This window comes from uncultured Campylobacter sp. (assembly GCF_937980635.1).
Taxonomy (GTDB): domain Bacteria; phylum Campylobacterota; class Campylobacteria; order Campylobacterales; family Campylobacteraceae; genus Campylobacter_B.
In genome coordinates this window covers 62,607-79,402 of record NZ_CALJPG010000009.1, presented here as the reverse complement: position 1 = coordinate 79,402, position 16,796 = coordinate 62,607, and the positions used below count along the sequence as shown (strand labels likewise).

Annotated in this window: 16 protein-coding genes; 4 read left to right on the top strand and 12 right to left on the bottom strand. The window is 45.5% G+C overall.

Annotation, left to right across the window (positions count from 1 at the left end; all coding sequences use genetic code 11):
• Positions 1–41: 41 nt before the first annotated feature.
• The 3 genes from Q0460_RS01740 to Q0460_RS01730 are packed head-to-tail and all read right to left on the bottom strand — an operon-like array spanning position 42 to position 3,403.
• Positions 42–359 (bottom strand): dihydroneopterin aldolase, encoded by a 318-nt coding sequence (locus Q0460_RS01740; protein WP_297942626.1) that lies wholly within the window; start codon positions 357–359, stop codon positions 42–44.
• On the bottom strand, positions 356–1,099 hold the full coding sequence (gene plsY, locus Q0460_RS01735) for a glycerol-3-phosphate 1-O-acyltransferase PlsY (RefSeq protein ID WP_299084095.1): 744 nt from the start codon (positions 1,097–1,099) through the stop codon (positions 356–358). The genes Q0460_RS01740 and plsY overlap by 4 nt, the downstream gene beginning before the upstream one ends.
• A gap of 12 nt (positions 1,100–1,111) precedes the next feature.
• Positions 1,112–3,403: a DUF87 domain-containing protein gene (locus Q0460_RS01730; protein WP_299084092.1), complete on the bottom strand. Its 2,292-nt coding sequence runs from the start codon at positions 3,401–3,403 to the stop codon at positions 1,112–1,114.
• A 94-nt stretch (positions 3,404–3,497) separates the two neighbouring features.
• On the opposite strand from Q0460_RS01730, the gene Q0460_RS01725 reads away from it, so the two are divergent.
• Positions 3,498–4,421, top strand: coding sequence for a methylenetetrahydrofolate reductase (locus tag Q0460_RS01725; RefSeq protein WP_299084089.1), 924 nt, complete (start codon positions 3,498–3,500; stop codon positions 4,419–4,421).
• Between the two features lie 948 nt (positions 4,422–5,369).
• Here the strand turns inward: Q0460_RS01725 and Q0460_RS01720 are convergent.
• The 6 genes from Q0460_RS01720 to Q0460_RS01695 all read right to left on the bottom strand — a co-directional run bounded on the left by Q0460_RS01720 (position 5,370) and on the right by Q0460_RS01695 (position 8,701).
• Complete coding sequence (locus Q0460_RS01720) at positions 5,370–6,368, bottom strand: beta-ketoacyl-ACP synthase III (protein WP_299084086.1); 999 nt, start codon at positions 6,366–6,368, stop codon at positions 5,370–5,372.
• Positions 6,365–7,363, bottom strand: coding sequence for a phosphate acyltransferase PlsX (gene plsX, locus Q0460_RS01715; RefSeq protein WP_299084083.1), 999 nt, complete (start codon positions 7,361–7,363; stop codon positions 6,365–6,367). The genes Q0460_RS01720 and plsX overlap by 4 nt, the downstream gene beginning before the upstream one ends.
• 4 nt (positions 7,364–7,367) lie before the next feature.
• Positions 7,368–7,514 carry a 50S ribosomal protein L32 gene (gene rpmF / locus Q0460_RS01710; protein ID WP_005871250.1) on the bottom strand — a complete coding sequence of 49 codons (147 nt, stop codon included), beginning with the start codon at positions 7,512–7,514 and terminating at the stop codon, positions 7,368–7,370.
• A gap of 18 nt (positions 7,515–7,532) precedes the next feature.
• Positions 7,533–7,886, bottom strand: a complete 354-nt coding sequence (locus Q0460_RS01705) for a hypothetical protein (RefSeq protein WP_299084081.1) — start codon at positions 7,884–7,886, stop codon at positions 7,533–7,535.
• A gap of 9 nt (positions 7,887–7,895) precedes the next feature.
• Positions 7,896–8,309, bottom strand: a complete 414-nt coding sequence (ndk, locus tag Q0460_RS01700) for a nucleoside-diphosphate kinase (protein WP_177388469.1) — start codon at positions 8,307–8,309, stop codon at positions 7,896–7,898.
• A gap of 107 nt (positions 8,310–8,416) precedes the next feature.
• Complete coding sequence (locus Q0460_RS01695) at positions 8,417–8,701, bottom strand: DUF362 domain-containing protein (RefSeq protein WP_005871245.1); 285 nt, start codon at positions 8,699–8,701, stop codon at positions 8,417–8,419.
• 180 nt (positions 8,702–8,881) lie between these two features.
• Here Q0460_RS01695 and Q0460_RS01690 point away from each other — a divergent pair, with 180 nt between their 5' ends.
• The 3 genes from Q0460_RS01690 to Q0460_RS01680 all read left to right on the top strand — a co-directional run bounded on the left by Q0460_RS01690 (position 8,882) and on the right by Q0460_RS01680 (position 13,510).
• Positions 8,882–9,478: a peroxiredoxin gene (locus Q0460_RS01690; RefSeq protein WP_297961236.1), complete on the top strand. Its 597-nt coding sequence runs from the start codon at positions 8,882–8,884 to the stop codon at positions 9,476–9,478.
• A gap of 331 nt (positions 9,479–9,809) precedes the next feature.
• Entirely contained in the window at positions 9,810–12,542 is a 2,733-nt protein-coding gene (locus Q0460_RS01685) for a pitrilysin family protein (protein WP_299084077.1), read from the top strand.
• Positions 12,542–13,510: a putative transporter gene (locus Q0460_RS01680; RefSeq protein ID WP_299084074.1), complete on the top strand. Its 969-nt coding sequence runs from the start codon at positions 12,542–12,544 to the stop codon at positions 13,508–13,510. The genes Q0460_RS01685 and Q0460_RS01680 overlap by 1 nt, the downstream gene beginning before the upstream one ends.
• Before the next feature lie 346 nt (positions 13,511–13,856).
• Here the strand turns inward: Q0460_RS01680 and Q0460_RS01675 are convergent, their stop codons facing one another.
• From Q0460_RS01675 to Q0460_RS01665, 3 genes are read right to left on the bottom strand one after another with little or no spacing between them, the layout of a single operon-like run.
• Positions 13,857–14,963 carry a cytochrome d ubiquinol oxidase subunit II gene (locus tag Q0460_RS01675; RefSeq protein WP_299084071.1) on the bottom strand — a complete coding sequence of 369 codons (1,107 nt, stop codon included), beginning with the start codon at positions 14,961–14,963 and terminating at the stop codon, positions 13,857–13,859.
• A gap of 1 nt (position 14,964) precedes the next feature.
• The gene (locus Q0460_RS01670; RefSeq protein WP_299084068.1) at positions 14,965–16,488 is read right to left on the bottom strand and encodes a cytochrome ubiquinol oxidase subunit I; all 1,524 of its coding nucleotides are present in this window, start codon (positions 16,486–16,488) and stop codon (positions 14,965–14,967) included.
• A 2-nt stretch (positions 16,489–16,490) separates the two neighbouring features.
• Positions 16,491–16,697, bottom strand: a complete 207-nt coding sequence (locus tag Q0460_RS01665) for a DUF4492 domain-containing protein (protein ID WP_005871229.1) — start codon at positions 16,695–16,697, stop codon at positions 16,491–16,493.
• Between the last annotated feature and the right edge of the window lie 99 nt (positions 16,698–16,796).

The window sequence follows — 16,796 nt, the reverse complement described above, 5'->3', positions numbered from 1 at the left end:
AACATATTTTAAGCAAAATTTCAAGATTTTTTAAAGAAATTTTAAAATTTTATCTCTATTTCCGCGCCGACGCTCGCATCTTGTAAAATTTCAGGTTTTAAAATTTTCATATAAAAATAATCCATCGATCGAAATTTTGAGTGAAACTCCTGCGCGAAGTATCTTAGCGCGTCCTCCACGAGGCGAAATTTTTTCTCGCGAAGCTCCGCTTTGATATATTCGCAAACCCGCGCGTAGTCAATAAATTCCTCCGCCCCGAGCTTTGCCCACACCCACACGCGCTGCTCACGTTTGCGCTCAAAATCCAGCGTCCCGATTATCGCGCCGAATTCCAGCTTTTCGATTAAAATTTTAATCATACTACGCGCTTTTCCTCGCCCTTAAGCAGCCTGGCGATATTCGGCGCGTGCTTGTAAAATACGATGAAAACTATCAGAAAGATCGGCGCATGAGTGTTGATCGCCGGCATCTGCGGATGGATCACGTAGCTTGCGATAACTAGTGCAAGCGCCGCTGCGAGCGAGGCTACGGATGAAATTTTAACAGTCTTGCCGACTATAAACCAAACGGCAAGCGCGATGATAAGCTCGATAGGAATGAAGCAAGCAAGCACGCCGGCTCCCGTCGCAATGCCCTTGCCGCCGTTAAATTTCAGATACGGGCTAAAGCAGTGCCCAAGCACCGCAAAGACCGCCATGCTCCACAGCACGTTTTCATCAAAGCCTAAAGCTCGCGCGATCAGTATCGGCAGGACGCCCTTTAGCGCGTCGCAGGCGACCGTGAGGATCGCGAGTTTTTTTGCTTTTTGCGGATCGCGAGTTTTTAAGACGCGAAGGACGTTGGTGGCGCCTATGGAGCCGCTGCCCTCGCTTTTGATATCCACGCCGCCTAGGTATCTGCCGATCAAAAGCCCAAAGGGGATCGCAGCGATCAGATACGCAGCAAAGTAGCACCAAAAATTCGGCGCCGTAAATGTCCTATATAAAATTCCAAGAATTCCGCTTCCTAGAATTCCATGCTCATCTCCTAGAAAATATTTTGAGCTAGGATCGCAGAGTGCGGCGTATACGATATTTAAAATTTCACTAAGTTTATCCATAAAATTCTCCCTTTAACTCTTCCAAAGTAGCGAAATTTTCTCGTCGTAGATGTCGGTTTTCTTCGGCGAAATTTCTTTCGTTTCGAGTTTAATATTTTTTAGATCCAGGCTCTGTTTTAGCGCGTCCACTTCAGCCTCAAATTTCTGCGTAAGCACTTCCAGCTCCTCTTGTAGCGCGCTTAGGCTATTTTCGGCATTTTTAGCTTCGCTTCGTTCGTTTAAAATTTTATGCGCGCTCTTGGCGCCACTGATCGCTTTAGAGATATTGCTAGCGCTGCGCGAGCGGCCTAAAAACGCGCCTAAGATCGCGCCGCCTATGTTTAGCGCGGCATCCACGCCGCGACTTAGCACGTCACCCTTTTCCTTCTCATACTTTTCGCTAGCACGCGAAATTTTATCCTCAAGGCGCGCCTTTTCCTTTTCAAATTTAGCCGTGATCTCATCGGTTTTGACCTCTAAAGCTTCGTTCGCCTTATCGCCTAGGCGCACGAAAAATTCCTCCCTGCTCTCGCCCGGTTTTGAGAGCAGATCAAGCGCGCTAAAAAGCTCGAGCTTTTCGTTGCGGTAGATCCACTCCTTAAAGCTTTTAAGCTGAGCGTTTAAATTTTTTGCTCCCGCGATAAAGCTAGGAAGCGCGCCGTAGAGCGAGCCCGCCTGCTCCTGTCCGCTTAAATTTGCAACTTCTCGCGTGCTCGCCTCGCTCCAATCTATTTCGCTTGCGTCCGAAAGCGCGAGTAGATAGGTGCGCTGCTGCGTAAAATCGACTCCTTTATCGCAAAATCGCATCTTTGCGCTTGCATACAGATACGGGCTTAGCTCAAGGCTCGCGCCGTAGCTGTAAAGCTGTGAAATTTCAGTAGAAACTACGGGTTTGGCGGCGCCGGCGGATTTGACGCCTTGCATGGCGCCCGACACGGACGAAATTTCAGCCTTTTTGTCTTTCATTAAATTTGAAATTTGCTCGTTACTTAAAGGGCCTTTTAGATAGCTTAGCGCAAAGCGCGTCTCGATCACTCGCAGCACGTCCTCGTTGATGTTTTTTACCAAAAAGCTTCGCTTTTTGAGATTTGAAATTTTCTCCATCAGAACGCTTTTGTCGATCGGATTTGAGCCGATGCCGCTTAGACCGCTGATGACGCGCTCCTTATCCTGTGCGGTTTGCAAGCGCCCGATAAACCATGTACCGATGTTGCTAAGCCCCTTATAATCGAGATCGACCGGGTTTTGCGTCGATAGAACGCAACCAAGACCGAACGCGCGAGCCTGCTTTAGCAGCGTAAGCATCGGGGTTTTGCTCGGCGGATTACCGTTTGGCGGGAAGAAGCCGTAAATTTCATCCATATAAAGTACTGCGCGCAGCGAGCTGGTGCCGCTGGTGGTGCGCATCCATTTGATCATCTCGCCCAAAAGCAGCGTGACGAAAAACATCCTCTCATCGTCGTTTAGATGCGCGATGGAAAATATATTCGCCCTCGCCCTGCCGTTTTCATCAAAGAGCATCTTGGCGATATTTAGCCGCTCGCCCTCGCACCAAAGCTTAAAGCTCGGGCTTGCGATGAGCGCGTTAATCTTCATCGCAAGCGCCATTCGCTTATCACTCGGAAAGAAGGTATTAACATCGAAAACGCCGATCTTATCGAAAGGTGGGTTGCCGATCTGCGCGATGAGATCCACCACGCTCACCTCCTCGCCCCTGCTGAAATGATAGGTTAAAATTTGGCTGATTAGTAAAAATTCCGGCGAGCTAAGATTATCGCTACTAATCCCCGCAAGGCTTAGCACGCTAGTGGCGATGCCGCCTACGTAGTTGTTCAAATCCTCTTCGTTTAAGCCCTGCGGCGCTTCAAAGTCGCTTAGCAGGCTAACGCCGAGCCCTGCGCTTGATTTGGGTGTATAAATTCTAAAATCGGCGCTGTTTTTCAAAAGCTCCACCCGCGCCAGATCTTGATATGAGCCCTCGATCCCCTCGCGCCAAGTATTTGCAGTCTGTTCGGCGTACTCGCGCACGCTAAGACCTTTGTTTTGCGCCTCGGCCTCGTCGATATAAGGCTCAAAATCCTCAGCCCTCATCTGCGGAAAGGTAAGAGCTAAATTTGCCAGATCGCCCTTTGGATCGATGATGATGGACGGGATATTATCGATCGCGGCTTCCTCTAGCAGCGTGATGCCAAGTCCCGTTTTACCGCTGCCGGTCATTCCGATGATAAGCGCGTGCGTCGTCAGATCCTTGTTTTTATAAAAAAACGGCTCGCCGTTTTCAAGCCCTAGATAAAAAAGCTTTAAATTTTCTTGAAGCGTTTTCATTGCGTTCCTTAAATTTGCAATTTGCTCGGCATTATATCATTTAAATTTTTAAATTTAAATTTGCTAAAATGCGCGAAAAATCAAGGAATGGCAAGTGTTAAAAGAAAAAATTAGAAACGGAAAAAGCGGAATTCTACTCTATGGTATCGTCCCGCCTAAAATCACGTCCTCTCAAGACGAGCTCGAGCACCTAGGTACGGCGTGGTCGCAACGCCTAGGTGAATGTGAATGCGACGGCATCGTCATCTACGATCTACAAGATGAAAGCGCGCGCACGAAAGATGAGCGGACCTTCCCTTTTGTGCATACGATCGATCCTGCGCGCTACTACACGCAGTATCTACACACCGATAAAGAAGCGATCATCTACCGCGCGGTAGGCAAATACGACGAGGCAGAATTTTGCGAAATTCTAAGACATGCCGCAAGCGGGCTGGGTGTTTTCGTGGGGGCGAGCTCTAAAAACGAAGAATGCAAACTGCATCTAAGCCACGCCTATGAGCTCAAGCGACTCGTGGCGCCGCATCTTTGTCTAGGCGGCATCTGCATTCCTGAACGCCATGAAAAGAGCCGCGACGAGCACCTAAAAATCGCGGAGAAGACTGCGGACGGGTGCGAATTTTTTATCACCCAGGCGGTTTATAATGTGCAAAACGCCAAAGATTTTATCGATGATTACGCCGCTTTGGAGTGCAAAAAAGTGCCTATAATCTTTACTTTCACGCCGTGCGGCAGCCTAAAGACACTTGAGTTTATGAAGTGGCTTGGTATCTCGGTGCCAGATTTTTTGCAGCAACGGCTGCAAAGTAGCGTCGATATCTTGCAAAGTTCAACAGCGCTGTGCGCGGAGATGTTTGATTTCATCTACAAATACGCCCTCGCAAAAGGGGTGAGCGTAGGCGCGAACATCGAGAGCGTAAGCACCCGCCGCGTCGAAATCGAAGCCTCGCTCAGCCTACTAAAAGAGATCAGAAAAATTATCCTTAAACACGAGAATTTGGGATTTTACGTTATTTAAAATTTAAATCGGGTACACGAGCAACACTCTAGATAGTCCAAGCTAACGGAGGAATTTTAAATAATTTCGGATCGCTTTCTAAAAAATAAATCTAAATTTTATCCGAATGGAATTTGAACTTAAAATTTATAAAAAATTGCCCCAATAATATACTTTAATAACTGTCGTCCATAATTGTGAGATGATATTTTGTGCGAAATTTTTCAATGCTTACAATGGCATTGAACTAGACCTACCATCAAAACCTATAAACTGCTGTAGCTTTCGCAATAAAGCTAAGTTCATTGACCGCTTCAGTCTGTAGCTATAGCGTGGCTGCGCCCTCCTGCTCGCCGCTATCTATATAGAGATAATATATATTTGTATAACGGGAGATAGCTGGAGATTTTTAACGCCCTATAGATATTAGAGATACGACGCTTCTTCACTCATGGCATAGCGATCCTTTATCGCCTCGTTCGCGGTATTTAATTAAATTTACTAGCATTTATGCTAAATTTCAAATCTAAGGCAATTTGATGCTTGCTGTTGTGAGCGTTTTGGTATTTGAATTTTATTCTACAGCCTATGTGTAGGTCACTCAAAAGATCCACCATACGCCGCCGTAAAAATACTTGTCGAGCTTTGTAGCCAATTAAAAGCCGTTAATGCAGAATCGGCTGAAATTAACACCCATTTAAGCTATCGCATATTTGATTTCTTTTATATTCTACAAGCCCGCCACCAAAAAGCAGCAGACCTAAGACTAACGTCGTTTTACTATCTCACGCAGAAGCCGATATGCAAACTGCACAAGATTATAATATGCTTTTAATCGCAAACACTTCATTTTAAAATTTTGAAACCCGACTCGGAATAAATATAAATTTGAAATTAGTTTTGTAAATAAGCTTGGAATTTTAACTCTTAAATATAGCGAAATTCAAAGATAATAAAATTTAAAAAGCGCTAGTTTGTGCTCTTACCGCCAAATTTCAAAAGCGCGCTGCCCCACGTAAAGCCGCCACCGAACGCATCAAGTAGCATGAGCGAGCCGTTTTTGAGTCTGCCGCTCTCGTAAGCGTCATTTATCGCCATCGGGATCGACGCCGAGCTCGTATTGCCGTACTTGCCGATCGTAAGCACGCACTGTTCGTCGCTAAATTCTAATCTCGCCTTTACTGCCTCGATAATGCGCAAATTAGCCTGATGCGGGATGAAAAGATCAACCTGCTCGGGCGAAATTTTATTTTTCTCCAAAATCTCCACGACGTCGTTACTAAGCGTCGGTACCGCAATTTTAAAGACCTCGCGCCCCGCCATCTGCATGAAGCCTAGTTTTTCGTCGATGATTTTTTGGCTGAGCGGATTGACGCTGCCTGGGGCTGCGGTGATGAGAAGATCGCCCTTGCTGCCGTCGCTAGCAGTATGAATGTCGATGATTTCGTTATCGTCACACGCCGCGATAACCGCAGCGCCTGCGCCGTCGCCGAAAAGTATGCACGTAGCGCGGTCGCTCCAATCGACTATCGAACTTAACTTTTCCGTGCCGATTATCAACACGTGTTTTTTGGCGCCGCTTTCGATGAGGGATTTTGCAAGCTCTAAAAGATAGATGAAGCCGGTACAGGCGGCATTTATATCAAACGCCGTGATGCCGAAGTTCAAACCCAGTTTATTTGCGATGACGCACGCGGTCGAGGGCATACAGAAATAATCGGGTGAGATCGTGGCGCATATTATTGCATCAATCGCGTTTTTTTGCAAGCCGCTACGCTCGATCGCAAGCGCTGCAGCCTTCATGCCCAGATCGCTAGTAGTCTCGCCCTTCGCGATGCGGCGCTCATGAATGCCTGTGCGCTTGACGATCCATTCATCAGTCGTTTCAACCATTTTTTCAAGATCGAAATTAGTTAAAATTTGACTCGGCGCGTATGCTGCGATCGAGATCATCGAGGCTTTTTTCATTTTTGCTCGTTTGTAGAAATTTCGCTTTCTATCGCGGAGTTGATTTTAGAATCTGCAAATTTAAGCGCTTGAAAGATCGCGTTTTTAACGGCTTTCGGGGTGCTTTTGCCGTGGCTTATGATGACGCATTCTTTGACGCCTAAAAGTGGCGCGCCGCCGTATTCGTCATAATCCGTACTTTTTTTGATAATTTTAAAGACACGCTTCATCAAGATGGAGCCTGCGATGGCGATAGGGGATTTTTTAGTTTCGTTTTTAATAAGTTTGCCGATAGCGCTTGCGACACCTTCGCTGGATTTTAGCATAATGTTGCCGATAAATCCGTCGCACACGACCACGTCTACCGAGCCGTCAAAAATTTGATTGCCTTCTACATTACCGATAAAATTTTGCATCTTCTTAAGCATATGAAAGGTTTCTTTTGTTACCTCGTTGCCTTTACTATCCTCCTCACCGTTGGATAATAAGCCGATGCGTGGCGCATTTAAACCCATAATCTCCTTGGCATATGCTTCGCCCATAATCGCGAATTGAAACAAATTCTCTGGCTTACAATCCACATAAGCGCCCACATCAAGCACCAACGTGCGTCCACCTATGGAATTTGGCATCAGCGTAGCAATCGCCGGGCGCAAGATACCTTTGAGCCTTCCTATGCGAAGCGTCGCAAGGCTCATCGTAGCGCCGCTATGTCCTGCTGATACCACGGCTTTGCAAGTGCCGTCTTTTACTAGATCGACCGCTTTAAAGATGCTGCTTTCTTTGCGTTTGAGAGCGTCGGTTGCGCCCTCTTTCATCTCGAAAACTTCGCTTGCAGCTACGTAAGTGATATATTTCTCAAGACCTTGATCTTGTGGAATAAAAGGCTTGATTTGCGCTTCGTCGCCTACCAAAAACGCATTAAATTTACGCTCTCGCAGCGCATCTACAACTCCGTTTATTATCGGCTCGCAGCCGAAATCACCGCCCATCGCGTCTATAGCAACGGAAATCATCGGATTAATATTCGCCCGTAGTTTTGTTTATTCTATGCGGAATTTTCCAGCTTCCGTCTTTATCTTTGACGGGAATCGGAAGGGTCACTTTGTAGTGAGTGCGTCTTTTTGCCGCACGAGTTTTACTAACTCTTCGCTTTGGAACTGCCATTTTTTCTCCTTTATAAATTTAGTTCTTGCATTCTTCGCAATAAAAATAGTCGCTTTTGAAAGCTTCCGTTTCGCTTCTTAAAATTTCATCCAGATCAACTTCGGCGCCGAAAAACTCCATAACGTCCAAGCTTTCGTGCCTTTCGTCGTTAAAAACGCCCTCGCTTAAAAGCAAATTTACGCTCTCGTTTACGTCAAGATCAAATTCTTTGCCGCAGCGGTCGCAAATGTATGGAATTTTGCCCTTAATTTCGCCCTTACACTCGATAAACTTAGAGTCTTTTCGTTTTAAATTTCCGCTAAGCTTAAGCCCGTCCCTCGAAATTTCAAACGGCACGGGCGATGCGGAAATTTTAGCAAAAGAGATCTTCACGCGGCACTCTTAACAAATTTCTCTTTTTGCAAAGAAAAATGCGATCTCGGTTTTTGCGTTTTCTAGGCTGTCACTACCGTGAACGGCGTTAGCGTCGATGCTGTCCGCAAAGTCTGCTCTGATCGTGCCTTTATCCGCTTTTTTCGGATCGGTAGCGCCCATTAGCGCGCGATTTTTAGCTACAGCATCATCGCCTTCTAGCACCATTACGACCACCGGACCGCTAGTCATAAACTCAATCAGATCCTTATAAAAAGGGCGATCCTTGTGAATTTCATAAAATTTACCCGCATCTTCGGCGCTTAGGCATAATTTTTTAGCCGCTGCGATTCTTAGTCCGTGGCTTTCGAAACGATCAATAATTTTGCCGATAACGCCCTTTTTAACGGCATCAGGCTTAATAATAGAAAGCGTTTGCTGCATATAATCTCCTTAAAGTGAAAGGCGGATTGTATCGAAAAATAGGTTAAAATTTATTTAAGGATTGAATGAATTAAAATTCCGCGCATTTGATCGCGGAATTTTACCTGCTAAGCAAATACCGGGGTATCTCCGCTGCGTAGATCCGCACCTATACTATCCCTGCTAGGTTGGCCCGCTACGATGTCGCTCCAGACGATACAGCCGTCGGTCGGACAGGCGCTAGCGCAAGCCGGCTCGTCGTTGTAGCCTACACACTCGACGCATTTATCGGCATATACGTAGTAGCTATCCTCGCCGCTTGGGTTATCGCTATCGTCCACGATCGCATTTACCGGGCACTCGTCAATGCATGAGCCGCAGCTAATGCAAATATCGGTAATTTTTACAGCCATTTTTTCTCCTTTATCAAAAAATGAAGTGTGATGATAACATACTAAATTTAAAAAATGATAAAATTTAATATTATCAAGCAAATAAATTTTATTATATAAAAATTTTCATCAAATTTCAGCAAATCTAAAGTTTTAAAATGTATAATCGCCATCATAAATTTTATTAACAAGGAGAAACAAATGATAGTAACCAACAAAGCCGTTGATTTTACGGCAACTGCGGTTTTAGGCAACAACGAAATAGTCGAGGATTTCAACCTCTATAAAAATATCGGCGAAAAAGGCGCGGTCGTATTCTTTTATCCAAAAGATTTTACCTTCGTCTGCCCGAGCGAGATCATCGCATTCGATCACAGATATCAAGATTTCAAATCCAAGGGCATAGAAGTTATCGGCGTTAGCTGCGATAGCGAGTTCACCCATCTTGCGTGGAAAAATACTCCCGTAAACGCAGGCGGTATCGGCAAAGTGCAGTTCCCGCTCGTCTCAGACATCACGAAGGACATCGCGCGCAGCTTCGACGTGCTGTTCGGCAACGCCGTAGCGCTTCGCGGCAGCTTTCTACTTGACAAAGACGGTACCGTCCGCCACGCCGTGATCAACGACCTACCGCTCGGCCGCAATATCGATGAGATGCTTCGCATGGTCGATACTATGCTATTTACAAACGAGTACGGCGAGGTTTGCCCTGCAGGCTGGCACAAGGGCGATGCAGGGATGAAAGCGGATCCTAAGGGCGTCGCAGAGTATCTAGACAAAAACGCGAGCAAACTATAATTTGTGAAATTCTTCGCGCTGGCGTACAAATTCTAACCGCGTAAAGTTTAAGCTTAGCCTTACGCGGGCTATTAAAGCTCTCAAAGCTTTCTAAATTCCGCTGCCAAAATTTTAAGTCGCGGCGGAATTCCAAAAATTCCAAAAATTCCAAAAATTCCAAAAATTCCAAAAATTCCAAAAATTCCGTTTCTTGAAAATCTGCAAGTAAAATTTCAAAACCGCAAGTAAAATCCCAAATCCTTGGTAAAATTTTACCCATAACAAAGCTCGCAAAATCATACTTTAAACTAGCTTTTGTTACAATCGCGCGTTTTTAAATTCAAGGACAATTATGAAAAAGCTTATATTTTTTATCTCCGCCCTGCTTTGCTCTTTGAGCCTTTACTCCGCAGACGCTAACCCGGACGCGCCGCTTAAGCTCGATCCTAGCGTCGTGCACGGCGAGCTGGCAAACGGCGTGAAATTTTATATCCTCAAAAATGATGTGCCGAAAAATAGCGCTCTTTTTTACCTCAACGTAGCCGCGGGTAGTGTCGATGAAAATGACGACGAGCAGGGCTTGGCGCATTTCGTCGAGCATATGGCATTCAACGGCAGTGAGCACTTCGATAAAAACGAGCTAGTCCATACCTTGCAGCGTCTGGGAGTAAAATTCGGCGCCGATCTCAATGCGCAAACAGGCTTTGAAAACACCACCTACAACATCCAAGCCCAAGTAAGCGACAAGACGCTAAAAGACGTATTTTTAGTGCTGCGCGACTACGCAGGCGGCGTGAAATTCGACGAGAACGAAACGCAAAAGGAAAAAGGCGTCATCTTAGAAGAAGCAAAAAAAGGCTTTGAGAGGCGCTTTTACGAAAAGCGCGCCACATATTTATACCCTAATTCCATATTTTCAAGACGCTTTCCGATCGGACAAAATGAAATCATCAAAGGCGCCACCGGCGAGCAACTAAAAAAATTCTATGCGCGCAACTACCTTCCTAGCGCCATTAGCATCATAGTCGTAGGCGACGTAAACATTGAGCAGATTAAAAACCTAATCAAGCAAAATTTTAGCTCTCTTTCTGCGCACGGCGAAAAAATCCCGCGCGATCTTAGCCTACGCCCATTTGAAGGCGGGCTAGCAAGCACCGTAGAGCCCGAGCTCGGCGTCAATGTCGCTAGCGTGCTTTACGCAGGCAAATATGAGCCGCTAAGAAGCTACGGTGCGCTTAAAAATGAGTGGCTGCAAGCCTACGTATCGAGGCTGATGGAGCTTGGATACGATGCGATGAATGTGAATGCCAAAATTCCGCTTAAAGCCTATTTCGGCTCGGACGATCTGTTTAAAAACCGCAGACTATACAGCATAAGCGCAAATATTTTTAATTTCGACGCCAACGCCACGCTAAGTAGTCTTTTTAGCGCGATCAAAGGGGTACGCGAACACGGATTTAACAATGACGATTTTGATAGCGTTAAGGCGGAATTTAAACATCAAGTGCAAGCCGATCTACTTAAGAACGATACACAAAGTGCGCAAATAGAGGCACTACTTGATTTCGTACAAAACGGCAATGTAAAGCTTAGCAAGCAAGACGAGCACGATCTAAGCCTCAAGGCCTTAGAAGAAATAACGCTAGCAGATGTTAATAAATTTTTCTCAAAGATAACGGATGGAGCGAGATTTACGGAGATTATCTCAGCAAAGGATTTGGGCATTAGCCAAAAAGATGCGGAGCTGCTCTACGAAAAAGCGGTGCCGTTTAATTTCGCTGCTTCGAAGCTTGCTTCCAAGCAGCTTGCGGGAGCAGATCTAAAAGAGACAGAATTTAAAGCACAAAAAGGCGCTAGCGGCACTGAAATTTTGGTGTTTAAAAACGGCGCGAAGGTAATTTTAAAGCCTCTTAAAAGCGAGAAAAATAAAATTGCCCTCGCAGCCGTTAAAAAAGGTGGCTACGCGCATTTCGGCAAAGCTCGTGGCGAAATTCTAACCGCGCTGCTAAACTCGGGCACCATAGGTGAGCTAAACGAATACGAAGCGGGACGCTTGACCTCAAAATTTGATTATAAGCTAAGATTTAGGATGGATGACGCGGACTGCGGTTTTAGAGGCGCAGGAGCGGATCTGGAGGCGATGGCACGCGAGCTTTACGCAAGATTTAGCGAGCCGCTAATTCATGCAAGCTCACTTACAAAATACAAAACCGACGCGCTTTCGGCGATCGCGCTGCGCGACGAGACGGTGGAATTTAAATTCGGCGAGCAAATTTTAAAATCTCTATATTCGGGAGATACGGCTCGCAAGCAGCCGCTTAGCGCAGATGACGTAAAGAGCGCAAATCTTGCCGATTTACAGCGCGATGCGGATGAAATTTTTTCAGGTGCTGGAAATTTTATCTTTGTGCTTAGTGGCGATTTTGAGCCTGCACGCGCAAAACAAATCCTAGCCAAATATATCGGCAATCTAAAGTCCGGCACAAGCAGCGCTACACCTAAAACTTTGATGCTAAATACTTCTAGCGGCGAGATTGTGCAAGATTACGGCGATAGTGATAAAAGCGAAGTTCGGATGATTTTTTCAAACTATGAGCTGCAAAATTTTGACTTTTCAGACACTTATAAATTTCAAGCGTTAAAAAGCGTGCTAAGCAATCGCATCGTCGAGCAGATCCGCGAGGCGCGCGGACAAATTTACTCGGCGATGGTGCATAGCGCCTATGTGCGTGAGCCACAAATCGCAGCGAGCTTGAACGTATCGTTTTCTACCGAGCCGAAAGATGCCCGTGCCGTTGCAGCAAGCGTGAGTGAAATTTTAAAACAGATCGAAAGCTCCGGTGCGAAAGATAGCGAGCTGGCAAATTTCAAAAAAGCACAAATTTTATCGACCAAAAGAGCTGCGCAGACGAATGATTTTTGGCTTGCTAATATCACTGCACACGAGCTTTACGGCTATCCGCTCTATGACGAAAAAAGCTATGCGGCAAGCATAAACGCAGTAAAAAGCGCGGATGTGCAAGAAGCGGCGCAGATGCTTCGCGAGCATCTATTTACGGCAATCTTAAATCCAAAGGAGCATTGATGTTTGCTTCGTTTTTTAAAAGCAAAAAATGGGCATTTTGGGCATATTCCGGAATATTTTTTCTAATTGCAATCAATTGGTATCAAACTACTTTAAATGTGCGAATAAACGAATGGTATCGCGCGTTTTATGATATGTGCCAAAACATAGATCGTCATACACTAAATGATTTCTATACACAGATGAAAGTTTTTTTATGGATAGCGATGCCCTACGTAGTCTCTGCGATTTCAGAACGATATGCAGCTCGTATTTGGACATTTAAATGGCGGGAAGCGATGACCTTTTCTTATTTTTCATACTGGAAAAAGGTAGGTAAAGATATCGAGGGAAGCTCGCAACGTATCCAAGAAGATATCTTTCGCTTCTCAAGAACTATCGAGGAAATGGGTACGAGAGTGCTTTCGGCAGCTATGACACTGTTTGCATTCATACCTGTGCTATGGGGGCTTAGTAGCAACGTTCCTTTTGAATTTCTAAAAAAAATTCCGGGCTCACTTGTTTGGATTGCACTTGCAATCAGCATCGGTGGGCTAATAATTTCTTGGCTGGTTGGCTGGTATCTACCGAGACTGGAATACAACAATCAAAAGGTCGAGGCGGCCTTTAGAAAAGAACTTGTTTTTGCGGAGGAGGATAAGATAAATTACGCAAGCGAGGAAAAAATTCTTTTATTATTTGATAAGATCAAATATAACTATTTTAAACTGTATCTGCATTACTGCTATTTTGATATGTGGTTCAACTCATTTTCGCAGTTTCTAATGATCGTACCTTACTTGATAATGGGTCCTGGGTTATTTACTAAGGTAATTACGCTTGGAGTTATGGTGCAGGTAAGTAACGCTTTTAATCAAGTGCGCGGAAGTTTTAGTATTTTTATGAATAACTGGACGACGATCACGGAGCTCCGCTCAATCCATATGCGACTTAAAGAGTTTGAAAAAAATATCGACTACAAGGGCTAGATAAAATTTCGCCCGCACCTTGCGGCCCTAGATTTCGCTTTTTAAATTTAAAGCGAAATTCCGGGCCGCAAGCTTTTAAAATTTCTACGCTTTTACTGCTCTCTTTTTTCTTGATGAGTAATGTTTAGCTTTATAAATTTATAGCTCGCGATTAGCAAGATCATCCAAATCGCGATGAAAACTAAAGATTTGACCATTTTTAATCCTTAAAATTTTTTATAAATGCGGCGCGTAAAAAGCGCCACCGATATGAAATTTAACCAAGCGCAAAAGCACGCAGTGCCGCGCACGCAAGCAGCTTCTCGCCGCCACACGGCGCGCGGAAGCCGCGCTAGAGCGGGCGCGCCTAATAATGCTCGTTTATAAGCTCCTCTTTATCAAGCTTCTTCGCATCCATTGCGCGCCAAACATAGCTGATATAACCCAGCACGAAAGGCACTAGAAACGATACGTAAAACATCGTCTTAAGCGTATAGAGGCTCGAGCTTGCGTTGCTTATCGAAAGCGAGCTTTGCAGGTCGAAATTTGACGGGTAAAACGCCGTGTGATTTAGTCCTAGGATCAAAAATACGCTCGTTACAGCGCATACGACGCCCATGCCGTAGAAAAATACTCCGCGCACGCTGCTTGTAAATGCGCCTTTTACGATGCCCGCCAGCACCAGCACGACGCCCAGCAGCAGCAAGACTAGCGCCGCAGGCAGGCTTAGGTAGTTATGCAGATACTTAAAGCTCTCAAGGCTTACTACGCCGTCGGCGCCGACTGCATAGCCCTGCTTTAGCAAGACCCATACCAAAAACGCGATGAAAAAAACCAAAAACGCGCTAGCGTTAAATTTAAGCGAGGCTTTGAGCTTGGCGATCATTTCAGGCTCGGCAATATTATTCATCAAATATAAGCTCGCTCCCGTCCTAGCGCAGAAAAATAGCGCAATTCCCAAGATGTAATTAAACGGATTTGCTAGCGCTTCAAGCCCGCGAGCGGAGTTTTTCCACTGCACGAAATTATTCTGCCCCAGCGCAAACTCGCTGCCGCTAAAAAGCGTCGAGACGATGATACCAAGCAGGATCGTGCCCAGCGAGCCGTTTATGAAAAGAAAGGCTTCATAAGTTTTAGCACCCAAGAAATTATCGGGCTTTTTTCTGTATTCGTAGGCGACGGCTTGGATTATGAAGCAAAAAAGCAGAGCCATCCACGCCCAATACGCCCCGCCGAAGCTGGTCGCATAAAACAGCGGAAACGCCGCAAAGCACGCTCCGCCGAACATCACGAGCGTAGTAAACGTAAGCTCCCATTTTTTGCCGATGGAATTTATTATAAAATCTTTCTCGGTCTCATTCTTCGCCAGCGTAAAAAGCAGCGTCTGACCGCCCTGCACGAAGAGCATAAAAACCAAAATTCCGCCCAGAAGCGAAACCACGCACCACCAATAAATTTGAAAAATTTCGTGCATCTTAAAATCCTATCTTTATCTGTTTTAGCATGATCTTTATCTCGGCTATGAATAAAACCGTAAATAAAACCGCAAAGAGCATAAACGAGATCATTATGTTCGTCCCCGCCAGGCTAGTAGCCGCGATGCCCACCGGCATAAGATCCTGTATAGCCCACGGCTGGCGTCCTACTTCGGCTACTATCCAGCCCGCCTCGCACGCGACGTATCCCAGAGGGATGCTAAATACGCAAAGCCATAAAATTTTCTTGTATTCGGCGAGATTCTTTCGCATCGCCAAAAATAGCGTCACGAAAAATAGCAAGATAAAATAGCTTCCCAGAGCCACCATCACGTGAAAGCTATAAAAGGTAAGCGCCACGGGAGGGACGATCTGCTTCGCGTCGTCAAGGTAACCGTAGCCTAGGTTTTGCATATTTTGGTTGCCGAATAAAATTTCGTGCGCCTGCTGCATCGCCGCGGTGTCATTCGCGTCTTTGGCGAGCTTGTAATCCTTCAGTGCTTGCAGGGCGATTTTGCCTTTTTCGATCTTTTTATCCGCGCCCTCAATGCCAAATTTTTCGTTTCCAAATACCAAATCATCGATGCCCGGAGTGAAATTATCAAGTCCTCTCGTAGCCATCAGTCCTAGCGCGTAAGGCGCCTTGATCTCAAATAAAAACGGCTCCTTGTCGTCTCCGGGAAGTTTGTTCGGATTTAAAACTCCCGCCGCGACGATACCTGCATTTACTTCGCCCTTATACAGACCCTCCATCGCCGCAAGCTTCATCGGCTGCTTTTGCGCGACCTGATAGGCGCTCTCGTCGCCGCTAAATAGCACAAAAAGCGAGCTTAGCATACCGAAGCTTGCCGCCACGATGAAGCTTTTTTTAGCAAGCGCGAAGTCTTTGTTTTTTAGCATATAAAACGCCGAAATTCCAAGCACGAATAGCGCCGCGGTAATGTAGCCGCCGCCGACGGTATGTAAAAATTTAGCCACTCCGAAGTGAGATAGCGCGATATCTAAAAAATTGCTCATCTCGTTACGCACCGTATCGGGATTAAAGCTCGTGCCTACCGGGTTTTGCATCCAGGCGTTCGCTATTAGAATCCAATATGCGCTTAAATTTGATCCGATCGCCACGAGCCAGGTCGAGAGAAGGTGAAATTTCTTACTCACGCGGTCCCAGCCGAAGAACATTACGGCAAAAAAGGTAGCCTCCAAGAAAAACGCGAGCAAGCCCTCGATCGCAAGCGGCGCACCGAAGATGTCGCCCACGAACCAGCTATAATTCGCCCAGTTGGTGCCGAACTCAAACTCCATTATGATGCCCGTCGCGACGCCGATGGCGAAATTTATACCGAAAAGGCGAAGCCAAAATTTAGTGATCTTGAGCCACTCCTGCTTACCGGTCGCGACATATAGGCTCTCCATAAACGCCACGATAAAGCTAAGCCCCAGCGTTAGGGGCACGAAAAGAAAGTGATAAAGCGCCGTGAGCGCAAACTGCGCCCTCGACCAATCCACGCTAGCAAGCTCTTGCATTCCTACTCCTTAGTCAAATTTTTATAGATGAAATCGATTTTTTCTTGATCGGTTTTAAATTTAGAATCCAAGTTTTCGTCGAAAATGAAAAATTTAAGTAGCACAAAAATTATAAATAGCTTGATCAAAATCACTGCCCATAGCGTTTTGCCAAGCTTCATAGAAGCAAATCCGTGCGCGTAAAATTTTAAAATTTTGCCGAAAAACATTAAATTTTAACCTTTAGCAATTATTAGTTTATATTTTTTATTATATAGTAATTAATTAAAATCTAACTTTAAATTTTAAAAATTTCGCGCTGATTTTAT